Source organism: Oerskovia jenensis, assembly GCF_016907235.1.
Lineage (GTDB): Bacteria > Actinomycetota > Actinomycetes > Actinomycetales > Cellulomonadaceae > Oerskovia > Oerskovia jenensis.
Window position 1 is genome coordinate 3,707,250 of the sequence record NZ_JAFBBO010000001.1, and the last position, 20,471, is coordinate 3,727,720.

Annotated in this window: 16 protein-coding genes; 6 read left to right on the forward strand and 10 right to left on the reverse strand. The window is 73.3% G+C overall.

The window, feature by feature from the left end; all coding sequences use genetic code 11:
* Window positions 1–58 precede the first annotated feature (58 nt).
* The 3 genes from JOD49_RS16705 to JOD49_RS16715 all read right to left on the reverse strand — a co-directional run bounded on the left by JOD49_RS16705 (window position 59) and on the right by JOD49_RS16715 (window position 3,409).
* Window positions 59–979 (reverse strand): glycine betaine ABC transporter substrate-binding protein, encoded by a 921-nt coding sequence (locus tag JOD49_RS16705; RefSeq protein WP_205308175.1) that lies wholly within the window; start codon window positions 977–979, stop codon window positions 59–61.
* 133 nt (window positions 980–1,112) lie between these two features.
* The gene (locus JOD49_RS16710; RefSeq protein WP_205308176.1) at window positions 1,113–1,988 is read right to left on the reverse strand and encodes an ABC transporter permease; all 876 of its coding nucleotides are present in this window, start codon (window positions 1,986–1,988) and stop codon (window positions 1,113–1,115) included.
* Window positions 1,985–3,409 carry a quaternary amine ABC transporter ATP-binding protein gene (locus tag JOD49_RS16715; protein ID WP_205308177.1) on the reverse strand — a complete coding sequence of 475 codons (1,425 nt, stop codon included), beginning with the start codon at window positions 3,407–3,409 and terminating at the stop codon, window positions 1,985–1,987. The genes JOD49_RS16710 and JOD49_RS16715 overlap by 4 nt, the downstream gene beginning before the upstream one ends.
* A 602-nt stretch (window positions 3,410–4,011) precedes the next feature.
* Here JOD49_RS16715 and ahcY point away from each other — a divergent pair.
* From ahcY to JOD49_RS16740, 5 genes are all read left to right on the forward strand, one after another.
* Window positions 4,012–5,535: an adenosylhomocysteinase gene (gene ahcY, locus JOD49_RS16720; protein ID WP_205308178.1), complete on the forward strand. Its 1,524-nt coding sequence runs from the start codon at window positions 4,012–4,014 to the stop codon at window positions 5,533–5,535.
* Window positions 5,536–5,766: 231 nt separating this feature from the next.
* Window positions 5,767–7,203, forward strand: coding sequence for a hypothetical protein (locus tag JOD49_RS16725; protein WP_205308179.1), 1,437 nt, complete (start codon window positions 5,767–5,769; stop codon window positions 7,201–7,203).
* Window positions 7,204–7,321: 118 nt separating this feature from the next.
* On the forward strand, window positions 7,322–8,797 hold the full coding sequence (locus tag JOD49_RS16730; protein ID WP_205308180.1) for a sensor histidine kinase: 1,476 nt from the start codon (window positions 7,322–7,324) through the stop codon (window positions 8,795–8,797).
* 91 nt (window positions 8,798–8,888) lie between these two features.
* Complete coding sequence (locus JOD49_RS16735; protein ID WP_205308181.1) at window positions 8,889–9,548, forward strand: response regulator transcription factor; 660 nt, start codon at window positions 8,889–8,891, stop codon at window positions 9,546–9,548.
* Window positions 9,549–9,695: 147 nt separating this feature from the next.
* Window positions 9,696–11,162: an acyltransferase family protein gene (locus tag JOD49_RS16740; RefSeq protein WP_205308182.1), complete on the forward strand. Its 1,467-nt coding sequence runs from the start codon at window positions 9,696–9,698 to the stop codon at window positions 11,160–11,162.
* Here the strand turns inward: JOD49_RS16740 and JOD49_RS16745 are convergent.
* Window positions 11,074–11,895, reverse strand: coding sequence for an RDD family protein (locus JOD49_RS16745; RefSeq protein ID WP_205308183.1), 822 nt, complete (start codon window positions 11,893–11,895; stop codon window positions 11,074–11,076). The genes JOD49_RS16740 and JOD49_RS16745 overlap by 89 nt on opposite strands.
* Window positions 11,896–12,010: 115 nt before the next feature.
* Between JOD49_RS16745 and JOD49_RS16750 the strand changes: the two genes are divergently transcribed.
* The gene (locus JOD49_RS16750; protein ID WP_205308184.1) at window positions 12,011–13,000 is read left to right on the forward strand and encodes a stage II sporulation protein M; all 990 of its coding nucleotides are present in this window, start codon (window positions 12,011–12,013) and stop codon (window positions 12,998–13,000) included.
* A 25-nt stretch (window positions 13,001–13,025) separates the two neighbouring features.
* On the opposite strand, the gene JOD49_RS16755 is transcribed toward JOD49_RS16750, so the two are convergent.
* The 6 genes from JOD49_RS16755 to JOD49_RS16780 all read right to left on the reverse strand — a co-directional run bounded on the left by JOD49_RS16755 (window position 13,026) and on the right by JOD49_RS16780 (window position 20,381).
* Entirely contained in the window at window positions 13,026–14,201 is a 1,176-nt protein-coding gene (locus JOD49_RS16755) for a winged helix DNA-binding domain-containing protein (RefSeq protein WP_205308185.1), read from the reverse strand.
* A gap of 369 nt (window positions 14,202–14,570) precedes the next feature.
* The gene (locus JOD49_RS16760) at window positions 14,571–15,863 is read right to left on the reverse strand and encodes a DUF58 domain-containing protein (protein WP_205308186.1); all 1,293 of its coding nucleotides are present in this window, start codon (window positions 15,861–15,863) and stop codon (window positions 14,571–14,573) included.
* A gap of 24 nt (window positions 15,864–15,887) precedes the next feature.
* The gene (locus JOD49_RS16765) at window positions 15,888–17,069 is read right to left on the reverse strand and encodes an AAA family ATPase (protein WP_307822599.1); all 1,182 of its coding nucleotides are present in this window, start codon (window positions 17,067–17,069) and stop codon (window positions 15,888–15,890) included.
* Window positions 17,066–18,325: a DUF4350 domain-containing protein gene (locus tag JOD49_RS16770; protein ID WP_307822600.1), complete on the reverse strand. Its 1,260-nt coding sequence runs from the start codon at window positions 18,323–18,325 to the stop codon at window positions 17,066–17,068. The genes JOD49_RS16765 and JOD49_RS16770 overlap by 4 nt, the downstream gene beginning before the upstream one ends.
* Window positions 18,322–19,092, reverse strand: coding sequence for a DUF4129 domain-containing protein (locus JOD49_RS16775; RefSeq protein WP_205308187.1), 771 nt, complete (start codon window positions 19,090–19,092; stop codon window positions 18,322–18,324). Before JOD49_RS16775 ends, JOD49_RS16770 begins: the two co-directional genes overlap by 4 nt.
* Window positions 19,089–20,381, reverse strand: coding sequence for a hypothetical protein (locus tag JOD49_RS16780; RefSeq protein ID WP_205308188.1), 1,293 nt, complete (start codon window positions 20,379–20,381; stop codon window positions 19,089–19,091). The genes JOD49_RS16775 and JOD49_RS16780 overlap by 4 nt, the downstream gene beginning before the upstream one ends.
* Between the last annotated feature and the right edge of the window lie 90 nt (window positions 20,382–20,471).

Sequence of the window (20,471 nt, forward strand, 5' to 3'; positions counted from 1 at the left end):
CGCCAGAGGCCGGCACCCCGCAGGGGGTGCCGGCCTCTCGTGTTCGTCCCGAGGAGGCTCAGGCCTCCGCGGCGGCCTTGAGGTCGTCGACGAACGTCGGGTTGGCGTCGAGCCACTCGCGCACCGAGGCGTCGTTGTCCGCGCCCTCGTTCTCGTTGAACATGATGTTCTCGAGCGAGAAGAGCTGCTCGTCGCTCAGCGTGAGCGCGGAGATCCACGACGCGACGTCGGGGTGGTCCTCGGTGAAGCCCGTGCGGGCGACCGAGTGGATCTTCTCGGCCTCGCCCATGGCGCCCTCGGGGTCCTCGAGGTCCTTGACGGGGAAGGCGTCGTAGGCCCAGTGCGGGCGCCACAGCGTGACGGCGACGTTCTCGCCCGCGTCGGTCGCGCCCTTGAGCTCGGCGAGCATGGCCGGGGTCGAGGAGATGACGAAGTCCAGACCCTCCAGGCCGTAGGCCGGGATGGCCTCGTCCTGCGTGATGCGGGTCAGGCCCGCACCGGACTCGATGCCGACGATGCGGTTGCCGAACAGGTCGGCGTTCGCGGCGAGCTCGTCGATGCTGTCGATCGGCGCGTCCTCGTTGACGGCGATGGTCAGCTTGGCGTCGTCGTACCAGTAGCCGAGGTCCTCGAGGTCGTCGCCGTACTGCTTCTTGTAGTCGGCGTGCGTGAGGGGCAGCCACATGTCGAAGTTGACGTCGAAGTCGCCTCCGGCCATGCCCGTGTAGACGACGCCGGGGTCGGCCGTCTCGGTGCGGACGGTGTAGCCCTCGTCCTCGAGGATGGCCTTGAACAGGTGCGACACCGCGATGCCCTCGTCCCAGCCCGAGTGGATCGCGATCGTGATGTCCTTGTCGGCCCCGCCTCCGGAGCCGGCGTCGGTGCCCGAGGCGCAGGCCGACAGGCCGAGCCCGAGGGCGAGCGTGGACGCGACGATCGCGGTGCGACGACGAGCCTGGTGGTGACGTGCGGGAGACATGGTGTCCTTCCTTCGGTGGGCAGGCCGCAGGTACGGCGGTGCCCGCCTGGGTTGGTGGTGGTACGGGAAGCGTGGGGTGGTGCGGTGCGGGGGTCGGGGCCGGACGACGGGTGCCGGCCCCGACCGGGGCGTCTCAGACCGCGGTGGCCGCGAGGGCCTTGGCGACGGGCGAGCGCGTGCTGAGGGCCGAGGTCACGCGGTCGAGGAAGATCGCGAGGATCACGACCGACAGACCCGCCTCGAAGCCGAGCGAGATGTTGACCCGCTGGAGGGCCGCGACGACGTCGCGTCCCAGGCCGGCCGCGCCGACCATACCGGAGATCACGACCATCGAGAGCGAGAGCATGATGACCTGGTTGACGCCCGCCATGATGGTCGGCATCGCGAGGGGGAGCTGGATCTGGCGCAGGATGCGCCCCGGCGTGGAGCCGAACGCGTGCCCGGCCTCGACGACCTCCCGATCGACCTGACGGATGCCCAGCTCGGTGAAGCGGACGCCGGGAGCGAGCGCGAACACGACGGTCGCGACGATGCCCGGGACGGCTCCCGTGAGGAAGATGATGACCGTCGGGATGAGGTACACGAACGCGGGCATCGTCTGCATGAAGTCGAGCACGGGGCGCAGGACCCGCGAGACGGTGTCGTTGCGGGCGGCCCAGATGCCCAGCGGGATGCCGATGAGCAGCGCGATCGCGCTCGCGACGAGCACGAGCGCCAGCGTGTCCATGGCGTTGTCCCACTGGTCGACGCTCGCGATGACGACGAATCCGACGAGGGCCGTGACGCCCAGCTTCCAGCCCTTGGCGAAGAACGCCAGGGCTGCGAGCACGAGGGCGACGACGAGGAAGGGCGGACCCTGGAGCACTGCGGCGAGAGCGTCGTAGCAGCCCAGCAGGACGTCCTTGACGACCGCGAAGAACGGCTTGAACGTCGCGGTCAGCCATTCGACGAAGACGGCGACCCAGTCGCCGAGGGGCACACGGGGGACGAACGTGTCGGTGGTGCTCACGCGTCCGCTCCTTCCCTGGTGCGGACCGGTCCTGTGGCGGGCTCACCCTCGGTCGAGGGGCGCTCGCCCGGGCCGGACCCGGGGTCCTCGTCGGGCCCGACGGCGTCGGGTTCCTCGAGCGTGGGCGGCACCATGGCCTCGAGCAGCGTCACGCGCGGGATCACGCCGACGAGCCGGTTCTTGTCGTCCGTCACGGCGACGGGCAGGGGCGACTCGGCCGCCGGGGCGAAGAGCTCCGCGAGGGGGGTGTCGACGCTCACGGGAGCCACGCCGTCGTGCACGATCGACTCGATGCTCGTGGCGTGGTCACCGCTCGACTTGAGCAGCGCGACCGCGTCCGCGTCGCGGACGACGCCGCGCAGGACGCGTTGACGGTCGACGACGTAGGCCGCCGAGACCTGCGCCTCGCGCATGGTGCGGCTCGCGACGCGCGGGCCGCCGCCGAGCGGGACGACCGCGGTGGGGCGGACCATGACCGACGAGGCGGTCAGGACGCGGGTGCGGTCGACGTCGGCGACGAACTGCGCGACGTAGTCGTTCGCCGGGTCGGACAGGATCTCCTCGGCCGTGCCGATCTGGACCGTGCGGCCGTCGCGCATGACGGCGATCCGGTCGCCCAGGTGCATGGCCTCGTTGAGGTCGTGCGTGATGAAGACGATGGTCTTGCCGAGCGTCTGCTGCAGGTCGAGGAGCTGCTCCTGCATCTCGCGCCGGATGAGCGGGTCGAGCGCGGAGAACGCCTCGTCCATGAGCAGCACGTCGGTGTCCGCGGCCAGGGCACGGGCAAGTCCCACGCGCTGGCGCATGCCGCCCGAGAGCTGGGACGGCAGCGAGTCCTGCCAGCCGCCGAGGCCGACGAGGTCGAGCGCCTGCTGCGCCTTCTCGCGCCGCTCGGCCTTGCCCATGCCCTGGATCTCCAGCGGGTAGGCCGCGTTGTCCAGGACCGTGCGGTGGGGGAGGAGCGCGAAGTGCTGGAAGACCATGCTCACGCGGCTGCGACGCAGGGCGCGCAGCTGCTTGGCGTTGACGGTCGCGAGGTCGTCGTCGCCCAGGAGGACGTGGCCGGCCGTGGGCTTCCACAGACCGTTGAGCATGCGGATGAGCGTCGACTTGCCCGAGCCCGACAGGCCCATGACGACGAAGATCTCGCCCTGCTTGACGTCGAAGCTCGCATCGATGACGGCGGCCGTGCCCAGGGACTTGACGTCGGCGCGGCTCGCGCCGTCCTGGAGGCGCCGCACGGCCTCGGCCGGGCGGCGGCCGAAGACCTTGTAGACCCCCTGGACGCTCACGGCCACGGGCCGGTCGTCGGGCAGGGGCGCGGCGCCGTGGGCGCCGGGGAAGGGCTCGGTCTCGACCGGGATGAGGACGGGGGTGGTGCTCGTGGGTGGCTCGGTGCTCGTGCTGGTGCTGCTGGTCATGCTGGCGGGTCTCGCCACCTTCCAGGTGTCGTGGCGGGTCCGGAACGCTCCGTGGAGGGCGCCAGGGTGACCTGGCTGCGACCTCCCGGTGCGCTCAGCGCCGCAAGGCGCGTCACGGTCCACCGGATCGAGGCCCGCTGCCGGGGGCCACCCGGGTGGGTGGCCGCCGCGAGAGGCTGCGGGCCGTGACCGGCCTCCGAGCGGCGTGTGCCGAGGGTGGCGGGTCGATCTGTCTCTAGCACCCTGCCCGATCCGAGGCCGAATTGCTACCGAGTGACCGGTGTGCATGGTGGTTTCGAGGGTGACGCTTGACTGTTCAATCGTTGCTAGCGTGCGGCTTTGACCGTTCGTGGGATCGTTATCGCTTCGTGATCTTGAAATGGTCAAGGAGTTTTGCTATCCCGCGGGCGCGCGAACAGTTGAACGGTGCGCCGGGAGGACGGTGCGCCTGTCGAGGGTGGTGGACCGTCCCGCCGAGGGGGGCGGGGGCGCCTCGGAGCCCGGCAGGGCGCGGTCGGGGGTCGTCGTGGTCACCCGCCGCGTCCGGTGACTCACCCCCGGTACTCTGGAGCGACACCGTCGGAACCGTCGTTCGGAGCACCATGTCTTCTGCCACGCCCACCGCCCAGGCCTCCTTCGACGAGGTCCCCGGCAGCTACAAGGTCCGCGACCTGGCCCTCGCCGAAGCGGGCCGTCACCAGATCCGCCTCGCCGAGCACGAGATGCCGGGCCTCATGGCGCTGCGCGCCGAGTTCGGCGAGTCGAAGCCGCTCGCCGGCGCGCGCATCGCGGGTTCGCTCCACATGACGGTCCAGACCGCCGTGCTCATCGAGACCCTCGTGGCCCTCGGTGCGCAGGTGCGCTGGGCGAGCTGCAACATCTTCTCGACGCAGGACGAGGCCGCCGCGGCGATCGTCGTCGGCCCCTACGGCACGCCCGAGGACCCCCAGGGCGTCCCGGTCTTCGCGTGGAAGGGCGAGAGCCTCGAGGAGTACTGGGACTGCACCGAGCAGATCCTGCTCTGGCCGGGTGACGAGGGTGCGAACCTCATCCTCGACGACGGCGGCGACGCCACGATGCTCGTCCACCTGGGCCTGCAGTACGAGCGCCTCGGCACCGTCCCCCCGGACACCCTGCCGGGCGAGCCCGACCACACGCACGAGATGAACGTCGTGCGCTCGGTCCTGCGTCGTGCGCTCGCGGCCGACCCGCTGCGCTGGACGGGCATCGCGGAGCAGCTGCTCGGCGTGACCGAGGAGACGACCACGGGCGTGCACCGCCTGTACCAGCTCGCCGAGTCGGGCGAGCTGCTCTTCCCGGCGATCAACGTCAACGACTCGGTCACCAAGTCGAAGTTCGACAACAAGTACGGCATCCGCCACTCGCTGCCCGACGGCATCAACCGTGCGACCGACGTCCTCATGGGCGGCAAGGTCGCGTTCGTCGCGGGCTACGGCGACGTGGGCAAGGGCGCTGCCGAGGCGTTCCGTGGCCAGGGCGCGCGCGTCATCGTGTCCGAGGTCGACCCGATCTGCGCGCTGCAGGCCGCGATGGACGGCTTCCAGGTCGCGCGCATCGAGGACGTCCTGGGTGAGGCCGACTTCTTCATCACGACCACGGGCAACAAGGACGTGGTCACGGCCGAGCACATGGCCGCGATGAAGAACAAGGCGATCGTCGGGAACATCGGTCACTTCGACAACGAGATCGACATGGCCGGGCTCGCCGAGATCCCGGGCGTCACGCGCACCGAGATCAAGCCTCAGGTCCACGAGTGGACGTTCCCCGCCGGCGCGGGCGAGGACCCGCGCTCGATCATCGTCCTGTCGGAGGGACGCCTGCTCAACCTGGGCAACGCGACGGGCCACCCGTCGTTCGTCATGAGCAACTCGTTCTCGAACCAGGTCATCGGCCAGATCGAGCTCTTCGAGGACAGCAAGCGCCCGGAGGGCGAGCGGACCTACGAGCGCCAGGTCTACCGCCTGCCCAAGGTCCTCGACGAGAAGGTCGCGCGTCTGCACCTCGACGCGCTGGGCGTGCGCCTCACCGAGCTCTCGAAGAACCAGGCGGACTACCTCGGCATCCCCGTCGAGGGGCCGTACAAGCCGGAGCACTACCGCTACTGAGCGGACGCGTGAGCCCCTGAGAAGGGGTCCCGACGGCGGAGGGCCGGGTTCCCCAGGGAGCCCGGCCCTCCGCCGTCGGTCGTGGTGGGCGCCCGCCCGGTCCCCGTCGGCGTCGGGGGCGGTCACCGGTGGCGAGCGGGGGCGGGGCCCTCGGCGGCCGGTGCCATCGTGGGCGCTCTGCGTCGTCCTGCGCAAGGATGGGTCCCAGCAGCGCGCTGACAGGAGAAGACGATGGCGACGATCCCGAGCGAGCCCACGATCAGCGACTCCGAACGAGCAGAGCTCGAGGCCCTGCGTGCCGAGGTCCGGCGCCTGCGCGCCGAGCGCACCGACCCGGCCTCGACCGCCGGCGCGGCAGCCACGCCTCACCGTGGCGCGTGGCTGCGGTGGACGGCCGTCACGGTCCTCCTCGTCCTGGCGGGTGTCCTCATGCTCGGTTCGGTCCTCGCGCGGTACGTGCGCGCCGAGATCCTCGACACCGACAAGTACGTGGCGACCGTGACCCCGCTGGGCTCGGACCCCGCGATCCAGGCCGAGATCAGCGCCAAGGTGGGCGACGCGATCCTCGAGCGGATCGACCTCGAGAAGGTCACGACCGAGGCCCTCGCGACGCTCACGCAGAACGTCGAGCAGGTGCCTCCCCAGGTGCAGGCCCTGGCACCGCTCCTCGCGAGCCAGGGGGAGTCCTTCGTGCGCTCGACCGTCGACCGCATGATCACGTCGCCCACGTTCGAGGAGCTGTGGATCGTCGCGAACCGCCAGGCCCACAAGAACCTCGTCTCGGTCCTCACGGGCGAGGGCGGGACGGCGGTCACGGCGAACGCGGACGGGCAGGTCACGCTCTCGCTCGGACCCATGATCGACGAGGTCAGCAAGCGGCTCTCGGCGCGAGGCTTCACGTTCGTCGAGAACCTGCCGTCGATCAACCCGCAGTTCGTGCTGTTCACCTCGCAGGACGTCGTCAAGGCCCAGCGTGCGGTGGCCTTCCTGAACACGGCGGCGAACGTCCTGCCGTGGCTCTCGCTCCTCGTCGCTGCCGGGGCCGTGTGGGCCGCTCCGCGCGGCGGCCGCCGCCGCACCGTGGTCCTGGCGGGTGTCGCGTACATCGCCGCGATGGCGGTCCTCGCGCTCGCGATCACGGTCGGCCGTTCGCTGTACCTGCGCGAGGTGCCGCCCGACGTCCTGACCCCGTCGGCGGCGACCGCCCTGATCGACGCGGTCCTCGTCCCGCTGCGCACGTCGCTGCGCGCGGTGTTCGCGTTCGGTCTGGTGATCGCGCTCGCGGCGTACCTCACGGGTCCCAGCCGGTCGGCGGTCGCGGTGCGAGGCGGCTTCAACTGGCTGGTACGCGCCGTCAGCCGTGGCCATGCGGGGGACAGCGGCCGCGCTCCGCACCCGTTCGAGGTCTGGGTCGCGAAGCTGCGCTGGGCCCTGATCGCGCTGGTCCTCGCCGGTGCGCTCACGGTCCTCGTCTTCTCGCGCTACCCGAGCGGGACGACGATCCTCGTGATCGCCCTGGTCGCGGCCGTCCTGGTCATCGCGATCCAGGTGGTGTCCGCGCCCGCTCGAGGCGCGGCGAAGGTGGCCGGACCGCAGGCGCCGCGCGGCGTCGTCGGGCAGGAGGAGGCCGCCCAGGACACCGAGGCCGGGACGCCCGCCGCGCGCTGAACGCGGACGACACGGGGGACAACCCCCGTGCACGACGGCGGAGCGCACCCTGGGCGTTCGTGCACGGGTCGGGAAGACTGGTGGTACCGCTCGAAACAGACCCAGGAGTCCTGCCACCATGTCTGCTGTGACAACCCCCCCACCGCCGCTCGGCGACGCCGCCTCCACGGGCGAGCCCTCGCCCGGGTCCGCCACGTCCACACCGCCCGTCGAGGCCACCGAGGCCCTGCCGGGTGGCGTGTCGCCCCACCTCGGACGGGTCGCCGCCGACCTCGACCCCCGCTACGCGGACCTGCGCGAGCCCGTCGGCTTCCTGGCCGCGCCGTTCGCCCGCCAGACCTGGCGTGAGTTCGGCTACCTGTGGTTGTCGCTGTTCGTCGCACCGTTCGCGTTCACGTACGTGATGTTCACCGTGAGCTTCACGGCGGGGATCCTCGTGACGGTCGTCGGTCTCGTGGTCTCGGGCGGCCTGGTCCTCGGGGCGCGCGGCTGGGGCGGCATGTACCGCTCGATGGCGCGCTCGATGCTGTCGGTCGACGTGCTGCCGCCCACGCCGCACACGCCGCGCCGCGGGTTCTGGCGCATGCTCTGGTCGAACCTGTCGGACGGTCCGGGGTGGCGGGCCATGACGTTCATGTTCGTGAGCTTCTTCCTGGCGCTCGTCGCGTTCGTCGTGACCGTGACGTTCTTCTTCGTCTCGGTGGGGGCCGCGACGCACTGGTTCTGGTCGCAGTTCCTCCCGCTGCAGATGGCCGCCGACGGCACGTGGCACCGCGGCGCACAGATGGGCACGGACTGGTACGTCGACACCCCGCTGCGGCAGTCGGCGCTCGCGGCCGTGGGCATCGCGCTGTGGTGGCTGTGGCCGCAGCTCGTGCGCGGGTTCGCGCAGCTCTTCCGCCTCCTGTCGGTCAACCTGCTCGGCCCCACCCGCGCGAGCCTGCGCGTGGCGGACCTCGAGAAGTCGCGCGGCAAGACGGTCGAGGACGCCGACGCCAAGCTGCGCCGCATCGAGCGCGACCTCCACGACGGGACGCAGGCCCGGCTCGTGGCGGTCGCGATGCAGCTCGGCGAGGCCAAGGAGCAGCTCGCCGCGGGCGGCGACGCGACCGAGGCCCTCGAGCTCGTCGACAACGCGCACGCGTCGACCAAGGAGGCGCTCGTCGAGCTGCGCGAGCTCGCGCGGGGCATCCACCCGCCCGCGCTCGACAACGGTCTGGCGGTCGCTCTCGAGACGCTCGCGGCCCGTTCGCCGCTGCCTGTGACGGTCGACGTGGACCCTGGCATCGCGCCCTCGCCGGCCGTCGAGACGATCGCGTACTTCTGCGTCGCCGAGCTCGTGACCAACGCCGCGAAGCACGCCCGTGCCACGGGGGTCTACGTGCTCGTCGAGGAGCAGGGGTCGCGGCTGCGGCTGCGCGTGCGCGACGACGGGCAGGGCGGGGCGCGCATCTCGACGCCCGATGCGCGCGGCCACCGGTCGGGGCTCGCGGGCCTCGAGGAGCGGGTCCGTTCGGTCGACGGCACGTTCGACCTCGTGAGCCCGGTCGGAGGGCCTACGGTGGTCACGGTCGTCCTGCCGAGCAGGGTGTGACCGGCCCCCACCCCCGGACCGGCCCGGACGCCTCGACCAGGCGCCCGGGCCGACCCGTCGACCGACCTATCGACACAGAAGAGGTACCACCGTGCGGCTCGTGATCGCCGAGGACTCCGTCATCCTGCGCGACGGGCTCGTCGCCCTGCTCACCCGCCGAGGTCACGAGGTCGTCGCTGCCGTGGGGGACGGGAGCGCGCTCGTCGCCGAGGTCGCGCGGCTCGGGGCCCTGGACGAGCTGCCCGACGTCGTCATCATCGACATCCGCATGCCCCCGACGTTCACCGACGAGGGACTGCGGGCGGCGCTCTCGCTGCGTGCGGCGTCCCCGGGGCTGGGCGTGCTGCTGTTCTCGCAGTACGTCGAGACCCGGTTCGTGAGCGAGCTCCTCACGGGCGGCGCCGAGGGCGTGGGGTATCTCCTCAAGGACCGCGTGGCGGACGTGAGCGAGTTCCTCGACGCCCTGACCCGGATCGCCGCAGGCCAGACCGTGCTCGACCCCGAGGTCGTGAGCCAGCTCATGGGCGCCTCACGCTCCGACGACGGCCTGTCCCGCCTCACACCGCGCGAGCGCGAGGTGCTCGGGCTCATGGCGCAGGGCCGGTCGAACACCGCGATCGCGGAGAACCTGTTCCTGTCCTACGGGGCCGTCGAGAAGAACGTCACGGCGATCTTCGGAAAGCTCGGGCTGCCGCAGGACGCGGGGGACCATCGCCGGGTGCTCGCGGTGCTCAGGTACCTGCGGGACTGAGCGGGTCGCAGGGGTGCCTGCGGGGGACATCCCCCGCAGACGTGACCGGACGGCCGCCCGGCCCTCGGGGGCCGCTCCCATTCCGGGACGTACCGGGATTTTCGAGACTGGTGGGGAACGCTTTCCCACCGTCCCGAGGAGCACCCCGTGGCCGTCGTCGACGTCCCCCAGATCCCCGCCCGGCCTGCCCGGCCGTTCGTCCCGCCCCGGCACGGGACCCCGCGACCCGCCCCGTCGGCCGGCCCGAGCCGCACCCCGGCGACCCGCGACCGCGAGCTCGTGCCGCGTCGTCGGGCCTCCACCGCCCCCGTCGCTGGACCCGCGGCGCCGGCCCGACGCGACGTGTTCGTCGACGCGGTGCGCGCGCTCGCGACCCTCGCGGTCCTGAGCGTCCACTGGCTCATGCCCGAGGCCACGTGGGACGGCCAGCGCCTCGGGATCGGCAACGCCCTCGCCCACGGCGGGGCGTGGACGCTCACGTGGGTCCTGCAGGTCCTGCCGCTGCTGTTCTTCGCGGCGGGGGCGTCGGCCGCCTATCAGCTCTGGCGCCCGGGCGCGACGAGCGGGCCCGACGGCGCCGCTCGCCTCCCGGCGACAGGTCGCCGGGGCGTCGCACCGGGGCTCGTCGCTGCCGGGTGGGACGTCGTGCGGCGCAGGATGCCGCGCATCTGGAAGCCGGTCGCGGCGTTCGTCGGTGCGTGGGCCGTGGCGGCCGTCGTGCTCGTCGCGGTCGGGGTCCCCGAGACGGCCGTGCTGCAGGTCGCGCGGATCGCGCCCCAGCTCCTGTGGTTCCTCGGCGTCTACCTGCTGCTGCTGGCCGTCACCCCGGCCCTGCTCCGGGCCTACCGGGCCTGGGGCCGGCGCATGGTCGCGCTCGTCGTCGCGGCGCCCCTCCTCGTGGACGTGCTGCGCTTCGCCGCCGGGCTCGAGCAGGTGGCCGTCGCGAACGTGCTGCTCGGCTGGGGCGTGCCCTACGTCCTGGGGATCGTCTACGTCGACCTCGTGCGCCGCGGCGCCCTGCCCTCCCGGCGCACGCTCGTCCTCGTGGCGGCCGGTGCGCTCGCCGCGATGGGTACCCTCGTCGTCGCGGGCCCCTACCCCCTGAGCCTCATCGGGATGCCCGGTGACGCGATCTCCAACCTCGGACCGCCCACGGCCCTCGCAGTGACCCACGCCGTGCTCCAGGTGAGCGTGGCGCTCGCGGTGCGCGACGTCGTCGTGCGCTGGGCGCAGGGGCGCGGCGCGACTCTGGTGACGTGGGTCGCCGGCCGGTCCATGACGCTCTACCTGTGGCACCTGACCGCGATGTTCGTCGTGCTCGGCGTGGTCCTGCTGGGGCTCGGCACGCCCCTGCCCGCGTCGTGGAGCGCCGACTGGTGGGCCAGCCGCCCGCTGTGGTTCGGGGCCGCGGCGCTCGTGCTCGGGGCGCTGGTCCTGGTCTTCGGACGGTTCGAGGCCGGGGCGCCCCGCAGTGCGCGGGCACCCCGCGGCGCACGGGCCCGGTCGGGCGCCCGCAGCGTGCTCGTCAGCTCCGCGGGTCGGGGACCGAGTACGGCAGGCGGTGCAGCAGCTCGCCCTGCTCCTGAGCGAGCGCCCGTCCCCGCTGGGCGCTGACCCAGTCCCGGCCGCGCCGCTCGGCGAGGACCGCGCACAGGAAGTCCTCGGGCGGCGTCCCGGGCGGCGGGCCGGGGGCCACGTACTGCTCGATCCGGCCCGCGAGCTCCTGGCCGATCCGCACGCGCGAAGCCGGGTTGAGCTGGGTGGCTCGGCCGAGGAACTGGCGGACCGCGAGGGCAAGCCCGTCCGGGAGCCGGCGCATGTCGGCGTGCGCGGCCCACCCGGCGAGGTAGGGCGGCATCGCGATCGCCGCGTACGTCGGCCTGCCGCCACGGACCCGGATCGCGTAGGTCCCCGCCATCATGTCCCCGACGCGCTTGCCCTTGTCGTTCGACAACGACGCGACGATGGCCACCGACCCGAACGTCAGCCACAGCTCGCCCACGCCCACGAGGGCACGGATGAAGGCGTGCCGGAAGCGGACCGGGCCGCCGTCGTCGCGCACGACCCGGATGCCCGTCGCGAGCTTGCCGAGCGACCTGCCCCGGGTGAGGGTCTCGACGGTCGTCGGGATGCCGACCATGACCAGGACCAGGAGAAGGATCCCCACGGCCGGTGCGAAGTCGAGGCTGACCGCGTTGAGCGCGGCCCCCGCCACGGCGAACAGGACGACCAGGATCACGATCCCGAGAGCCACCAGGTCGATCACGGCTCCCAGGGCGCGCGTCACGAACGACGCGGGCCGCGCGTCGAGGACCACTCCCTCGCCGGTCAGGATGCCGTCTCGCACGCGTGCTCCTCCAGGGTCGTCGACACAGGTCGCAGGATCGATGCCGCTCCCGGGGGACCAGGACGCGACGAAGGGGTCCGGCCCACTGTAGGGCAAGGTGTGGCAGGGTAGCCGCGTGGACCTCGATGCCTTCAACGCCGTGCACAGCGACGAGTGGTCGCGGCTCGCCGAGCTGACCAAGAAGCGCTCGCTCGACGGCGCCGAGGCGGACGAGCTCGTCCGCCTCTACCAGTCGGTCGCGACGCACCTGTCGACGATCCGCTCGTCGGCCCCGGACCCGGTCCTCGTCACGCGGCTGTCCGACCTGCTGGCACGCGCGAGGAGCCGTATCGCGGGCGCGCACGAGCCCGCGTGGCGCGACGTGACGCGCTTCGCCACGGTCTCGGTGCCGGCGGCGCTGTACCGGATCCGCTGGTGGACCGTGACGGTCATGACCCTGTTCCTCCTGGTCGCCGTGGTCGCGGGCTGGTGGGTCGCCACCAACCCCGACGCGCTCGCCTCGATGGGCACGCCCAGCCAGCGCGAGGCCTACGTCGACGAGGCGTTCGCGAGCTACTACGACCCCGGCGTGGACTTCGCGGCCGTGGTCTGGACCAACAACGCGTGGCTCGCCGCGCTGTGCATCGCGTTCGGGATCACGGGGGTGTTCACGGCGTACCTGCTGTTCTCGAACGCCGTGGCGGTCGGGTCGACGGGCGGCATGATGGCGTCCTACGGCGAGCTCGACACCTTCCTCACGCTCATCACCCCGCACGGCCTGCTCGAGCTCACCGCGATCTTCGTCGCGGGGGCCGCAGGGCTGCGGCTGTTCTGGACCATGGTCGACCCGGGTCCCCGCCCTCGCCTGCGCGCCCTCGCGGAGGAGGGGCGCTCGCTCTTCACGGTCGTGATCGGGCTCGTGGTGGTGCTGGCCGTCTCGGGGCTGATCGAGGGGTTCGTCACCGGGTCGGGCATGGCGTGGTGGCTCAAGATCGTCATCGGGGCGATCGCGCTCGCGGCCTTCTGGGCCTACACGATCGTGCTCGGGCGCCGCGCCGTGCTGGCGGGGGAGACGGGCGACCTCTCGGCCGACCTCGCGGGGGACGTCGCGCCGGTCGCGGCCTGAGCCGTCCCGGTCCGGCAGGTCCGCGTCACGTGGCCGCCACGGTCACGACGTGCTCGGAGGCCTCGGGCGCGACGAACCGCAGCAGCTCACCGCCGCGTGCCTCGAGCGCGGCCCGCTGGGCGCGCGTGAACGTGTGCCCGAGCGGTGTGACGTCCAGGTGCGCGGCGGCGTCGGGCGTCGGCCTCGCCCCCGCGCGGCGCACCTTCCACGTCGCGGCCACGTAGCCGTCGACGAGGACCGTCCCGGGCACCTGGCCGTTGACGGTCGTGATGGCCCTGCGCCGGACGTCGTCCACGACACGCGTGCGGTCCGCGTGCCCCAGCACGAGGTTGTCGAACTCGGCCACGAGCACCAGGGGAGCGGGGGTCTGCGCGCCGGGGCGCGGGGCGCCCGGCAGGTCGAGGTACTCCTTGCCGTCGGGCCCGGTGAAGGTCACGAGCTCGGGCCGCAGCCGTTCGACGGCGGCCCGCAGGCCCGTCAGCCCGGCCCACCTCTGGGCGTCCATGACGGTCGCCGGACCGAAGGCCGCGAGGTAGCGGCGGACCAGGCGCACGAGGGCCGCGGCGCGCTCGTCGGGGTCGAGGAGCGCGCGGCTCGGCTGTCCGAACCAGGAGTCCGCGGTGGTCCAGGTCGTCGTCGTGCCGGGGCCGCTCGCGCCCCACAGCCCGCGGGGCGTGACCTGGACGAGGGGGAGGAAGCAGCGGGCCGTGTAGGCCAGGTGCTGGGGATGGACGTCGGGCCAGCGCTCCCCGAGCAGACGCCCCAGGTCGCCCGAGGTCAGGGGGGACCGGGTGAGGAGATCTCGCGCGGCCGCGGCGACGTCGTCGAGGTTCGTGCCCGCCAGCGCCTTGGCGTGCGCGCTGCCGGTGCGCACCCCGGACTCGAGCAGGGGCCGCAGCACGCCCGGTAGCTCGAGGGCGTCCTCGGCCGTGATGAGGTGGACCGTGCCGCGCATGACCGCGATGCGGGTCACCGAGCGGTCGAGGAAGCGTTGCGCGAGGTCGTCGGTCCGGAAGCCGTCGAGGCGCGACCACAACCCCGGGTAGGGGCTCGTCGGAGCCTGCGACTGAAGGCCCACGAGGTGGTCGATCTCCGCCACGGGGGACGAGGAGGCCGGGGCCAGCAGGTGCTGACGCGCCAGCAGCGCCCGGTTGAGGTCGTCGAGGGTGAGGACGGGCCCGTGGCGGCCGACGGCGGTCATGGAGCCATCCTGCCGCGTGGCGCCCACGGTGGGCCTCCGAGCGGCGTAGGACGCGCCAGGGGCGCACGCCCCGCGGCCTGCGCGCACCCGGTCAGAAGATGAGGAAGCCCAGGGCCGGGATGACGAAGGTCGCGGACAGCGCGAAGATCACGATGATCGCGACCCGTCGGTTGCGGGCTTCACGGTCGCGCGGGGTGGCCGGTCGGGTCACGGTGGTGCTCCTCGGGAGTTGGGGGTTTCCACCCACCAGCCTAGGCCGTGGGGTGGGAGCATCCCGCCGGGACCGTGTGACGGTGGGGTGAGAGCCGGGTACGCGTGCTGTCAGACCGAGCGTGGCCTGGAGGCCACGCTCGGTCTGACAGCACACCGCTAGAGACGCCCTGCGGCCTTGAGCGCGAGGTACGTGTCGGCGAGCCGGGGAGCGAGCTCCTCGGGCAGCCCCTCGACGACCTCGACGGCCTTGCGGGAGAGCACGGTCCGCACCGCGGTGCGTTCGAGCTCGACGCGCGCGGCGGCCGCGGCGTCGTACACCTCGACGCTCGAGCCCCGCGCCGCGCGCAGGGTCGCGACCTCGGGGTCGGCGACCGAGGCGACGACGACCTGGTGCGTGGACGCCAGCTGCCCGACGACGGGCAGCAGTCCCGTCTCGACCGCGGCCGGGTCGAGGGTCGTGAGCAGCACGACGAGCGCACGTTGCGAGAGCCGCTGATGGACCGCGCCGACCAGCCCGGGCCAGTCGGTCTCGAGGAGGGCGGGCTGGACCGGCGCGAGCGCGTCGGCGAGCGCGGGCATGAGCCGGGGACCCGCCGCACCGGCGACCCGGGCGCGCACCCCGCGGTCGTACGCGATGAGCTCGACGCGGTCGCCCGCGCGCCCCGCGAGGGCCGAGAGCAGCAGCGCCGCCTCGATGCTCGCGTCGAGCCGCGGCTCGTCGCCGATGCGCGCGGCCGACGTCCGGGACGTGTCCAGCACGATCAGGACGCGGCGGTCGCGCTCGGGGCGCCACGTCCGCACGACCATGTCCGCGCGGCGGGCCGAGGCCCGCCAGTCGATCGAGCGGACGTCGTCGCCGATCACGTACTCGCGCAGCGAGTCGAACTCGGTCCCCTCGCCGCGCACCTGGACGGCCGATCGACCGTCCATCTCGCGCAGCCGTGCGAGCCTGCTCGGCAGGTGGCGGCGCGAGGCGAACTCGGGGAGCACGCGCAGGCGCCCCGGGACCTCGAGCGAGACCTGACGGGCCGCGAGGCCGAGCGGACCGGCGGAACGGATCGTGACGGCGCCCGCCTCGCGGTCCCCGCGCCGGGTCGGGACGAGCGCGGTCAGCAGGCGCGCCGACTCCCCGGGGGGCAGGTCGACGGGGTGGCGGTTGCGCCCGGCGCCCGCCGACGGCGCCCAGGCGTCGCGCACCACGGCCCGCAGCCGCCGCCCGGTCAGGTTCGTCACGACGAGCTGCGACGTCGCGCGCCCCGTCAGACGTACCGAGCCGGGCACGCGCCGTTCCACCGCGACCTGGCGCGGGGAGGCCGCGAGCGTCACGTCGAGCGCGCACAGCGCCACCACGACGAGCGCCCAGAGCAGCACGGTGCCGTACGAGGGCACCACGAGGACCGCGACCACGCCCAGGGCCGCCAGCGCGACCGCGCGCCAGGTCAGAGCCATGTCATCCCTTCAGGCACGCGGCGCTCAGCGTGGGACCGGCACGGAGGCCAGCACCGTGTCGAGCACGCTCTCGGCGGTCACGCCCTCGAGCTCGGCCTCGGGGCGGAGCTGGACGCGGTGGCGCAGCGTCGGGTGGGCCAGGGCCTTGACGTCGTCGGGCGTGACGTACCCACGACCCGACAGCCACGCCCACGCGCGCGACGTCGCGAGGAGTGCCGTGGCACCACGGGGCGAGACACCGAGCGAGAGCGAGGGCGAGTGGCGGGTGGCGCGGCACAGGTCCACGGCGTAGCCGAGGACCTCGCGCGAGACCTGCACCTGGGCGACCTCGGCACGCGCGCGGTCGAGGACCTCGCGGCCCGCGACGGGGCGCACGCCCGCGGCGGCGAGGTCGCGCGGGTTGAAGCCCGCGGCGTGCCGCGCGAGGACCTCGATCTCCTGGTCGCGCTCGGGCAGCGGCAGGACGAGCTTGAGCAGGAAGCGGTCGAGCTGGGCCTCGGGGAGCGGGTAGGTGCCCTCGTACTCGACGGGGTTCTGCGTCGCGATGACGAGGAACGGGTCCGGCAGGAACCGCGGCGTCCCGTCGACCGAGACCTGTCGCTCCTCCATGGCCTCGAGCAGCGACGCCTGGGTCTTGGGGGGTGTGCGGTTGATCTCGTCGGCCAGCAGGAGGTTCGTGAAGACGGGGCCCTCGCGGAACGAGAACTCGGCCGTGCGCGCGTCGTACACGAGGGAGCCCGTGACGTCGCCCGGCATGAGGTCCGGCGTGAACTGGACGCGCTTGGTGTCCAGGTCGAGCGAGGCCGCGAGAGTGCGCACGAGCAGCGTCTTGGCGACGCCGGGCACGCCCTCGAGCAGCACGTGGCCCTTGCAGAGCATCGCGATGAGCAGGCTCGTCACGGCGGCGTCCTGCCCGACCACGGCCTTGCCGACCTCGGTCCGCACTGCGGCCAGGGCCGCGCGCAGCTCGTGCGAGGGGCCCGACGGCGCAGCCTGGGCGGGTGCGTCGGCGACGGTGGGCGGGGCCGGGGCCGCGGGCGCCGGAGGGACGGGGGCGCCGTACGCGGGCGGCTGCGCCGGGGGCTCGGCCTGGCCCTGGGGGTGGGCCGGAACCGGCGGCGCGGACTGCGGGGAAGGGGCCTGCGGCGGCGCGTAGCGGTCCGCGGGCTGCTGATAGGGGTTCGACCCCTCGGGGTGGTGCGTCACGGGTGGAAGACCTCGCTCTCCAACTGGTCAAGGTGACGCGCGAGCTCGAGCAGCGCTGCGTCGTCGGCGGGTGGTGGGCCGTACAAGAGGTGCGCGACCTGCTCGGCCGGGCGGTGCGTGGCACGGACGATCGCGTCGATCAGCGCGGGGGCGGCGGCGGACCGGGGCAGCCCCAGTCGCGAGGCCATGCGGTCGGCGCTGTGGGCGCGCAGGCCGGCCGCCGCGTGGCCTCGGGAGCGGGACCGGCGGTACAGGCGTCCCCGGCCGCGCGTCGTCTCGGACGCGCGGACGACGACCGGGAGGTCCTCGGTGACGAGCGGCCCGAGCCGGCGACCGCGCCAGAGGGCCGCGAACAGGGCGACCACCAGGAGCTGGACGAGGACGATCGAGACCCAGGGAGGCAGGACGGCCGCCCCGACCGAGGAGTCGCCCGTCGACGACGTGTCCAGGAGGTCGGGCACGAACCAGGTCAGGGTCTCGTGGCGACCGAGCGAGCGCAGGACGAGGGCGGCGTTGCCGTCCTGGTCGACACGGGCGTTCGTGACGAGCCGCGCGTCGTCGAACGCGACGACGCGGCGCTCGCCCTCGTGGACCAGGTAGGCCCCCGTGTCGGGCGGGCTGTCGTCGCCGGGGAAGCAGACGACCGAGCCGGGCCCGTTCGCGGTGAAGCCGAAGCCCGTGCTGCGGATCTCCTCGGCGGCGACCGCGTCGGGGTCGGTGCACTGCGGGCTCCGCAGGGAGTCGGGTGACGACCAGTCGTCGCCCAGGGACGCGGTCCCGTCGGTCGCGCTCTCGAGCAGGTCGTACCCCGGCTCGAGGAGCACCAGGTCGGCCTCGGTCGCGAGGAGTGCGTCGACCTGCTCGGGCAGGAGGTTGAGGTCGGACGTCACGAGGAGCGTCGTCCCGGCGTCGGCGCGCGCGACGGCGTCGGCGGTCGTGGTCACGTACCCGACCTCGACGCCCTGGTCGCCCAGCACCTGGGCCACGGCCCGGGCGCCGTTCGGTCCGGCGTTGTCAGGGGCGAGCGGGGTGCTCGAGACGGCGGGCCGCGACAACGCGGCGAGCCCCGCGACGATCGCGATCAGGAGGATCACGGCGAGCGGCCAGCGGGCCGCACGCCACCGGCGCGCGGCACGGGAGCCGGCCGTGGTGCCGTCGCCCATCACGCGGACCGGGAGGTACGCCGTGGTGACGGCCGCGCCGGCTGCGTCGGGGGCCGAGACCGGGGGCGGCGGTGCGTCGAGTCCGGTGGTCACCGGGAGCCTCCGGAGGGGGTCGGTGCCGGCGCGGCGGAGGGCGACGGGTCGACGTCCGACCCTGGACCGCCGGGCAGGTGGGCGGATGGCGTCGGCGTCGTGGCGAGGGTCGCGGCGTCCAGCTCGCGCAGCACCTGGTCGGCCGCGGGGCCCACCGACACCTTGCCGTACCGGACGTCGTCGAACAGGCGTGCGCCGGCTCCGAGCCGGTCGGAGAGTGCGGGGAGTCGCACGGCGGCTTCGTCCGCGGCCTCGTGGGCCGTGCGCCCGGGGCGCGGGTCCAGGATCACGCGCTCCTCGAGCGAGCGCACGACGGCGCGGTAGCGCTCGACGACGGCGGTCGGCCAGTCACCCGCCGAGGCGGCGGCGTCGGCCGCGTCGCGCAGGTCCTTGGCCGAGCGCTCGTCGTCGTCGAACACCGCGACCGACGGCCGAGCCTTGCGGGAGAGGCGGACCGGGCCCGTGACGACGTAGGCGACCACGGCCACCCCGAGGACGAGAGCGACGATCACGAGCGAGGCCAGGACAGGGTTCACGTCGAGGACCCGGACGTCGGTGAACAGCCCGGTCACCCAGTCGATGAAGCGCATCAGGAGCGAGGGCTGGTCCACGTACGCAGGGTCCAGGAGCTCCTCCTTCAACCACTGGCGCGCGGTGTCGGCGTCGGGGACGACCGGGACGTCCGTGCCGACGCCGCGGGGGAGGACGAGCCGTGCCGGGGCGACCGCCGCCCAGGCGGCGAGCGAGGCGGGTAGTGCGCCGGTCACGCGTGGTCGGTGTGCTCGTTGGCCGCAGCCGTGAGCTCGACGTCCAGCCCCTCACGACGCATGCGGACGTCGATGTAGAGCAACGAGACGACGCCTGCGAGGAACACCGCGCTGATGACTCCCGTGATGACCGAGCCCACGGACACCACCGCGTACATCGCGAGCGTGCTCCAGAACGAGAGCATGCCGCCGATGATCCCGAAGGGCTGCGAGACGAGCCACGTGATGGCACCGACGGCGACCGAGGCCAGGAGGTAGATCCCGAGCAGGCGCCAGAACGAACCGCGGGAGATCTTCCAGCCCCGCACGACGCCGCTCGCGAACCCTTGGCCCTCGAGGACCAGGGCCGGTGGGACCAGCAGCGTGCGCACGAGCATCCAGCCGCTGAAGACGGCGATGCCCAGCAGCCCGAGGAGCGCCACGGCGACGCCCAGGCCGACGTTCGCGGAGAACGCGAGGACCGTGAGGAGCAGGTAGACGAACCAGGCGGTGCCGAACACGACCGACCACAGGACCGAGAAGCCCAGGAGGGGCCAGATCTTGGACTTCGCCTGGGCCCAGACCTCGCTCGTGCTCGCCTTGCGGCCGATCACCGACTGACCCACCGAGGTGATGAGGAGCCCGTTGACGACGGGCATGGCCAGCGCCAGCACGATCGAGGACACCATGGTGACACCGAGGAGGGGGAACACGTCCGTCATGCCCGTGGCGCCGGGGCCGAGGTCGCCGTAGACCTCCGACTCCAGCCGGGCGAGCTGGGGCGAGAAGATCCCGCTGACCAGCACGCCCAGGCCGAGCCCGATGATCGTCGCGATCGCGATCACGACCGCGCTCATCCCGAGCATGACCTTGGGATTGGCGCGGATCGCGCCGAACGCACCGTCGAAGATCTCGCCGAGGCTCAGCGGACGCAGCGGGATGATGCCCGGCTTGTTCGCGGGCGGCGCGTAGGGCTTGCCCGCGAACGTGGGCGGGCCGTAGCCGGGTTGCTGGGGCGCGCCGTACTGCGGGGAGCCGTACTGGCCGGGCTGGCCGTACTGCCCGGGCTGACCGTACTGGCCCGGCTGGCCGTGCTGCGGCTGCCCCCACGCGTTCGAGGTGGGCTGAGGAGCTGGGGCGGGCTGGCCGTACTGACCGGGCTGGCCGTACTGACCGGGCTGACCGTACTGGCCGGGCGCCGAGGGCGGCCCGCCGGTGGGCGGCGTCGCTCCCGGGGGCTGCGGGGCGCGCTGGCCGTAGCGCGGGGTGTCGTCCGGTGCTGGCGTGCCGGCGTCGTCGGGCGTCGTCATCTGCTCTGCTGTCCCCGCTCGGTTCTGTCGGGCCCGTGGGCTCGTCCTGGTGAGGCCGTACGGGACGCCACGAGGGCGTCCGGCCCGGTA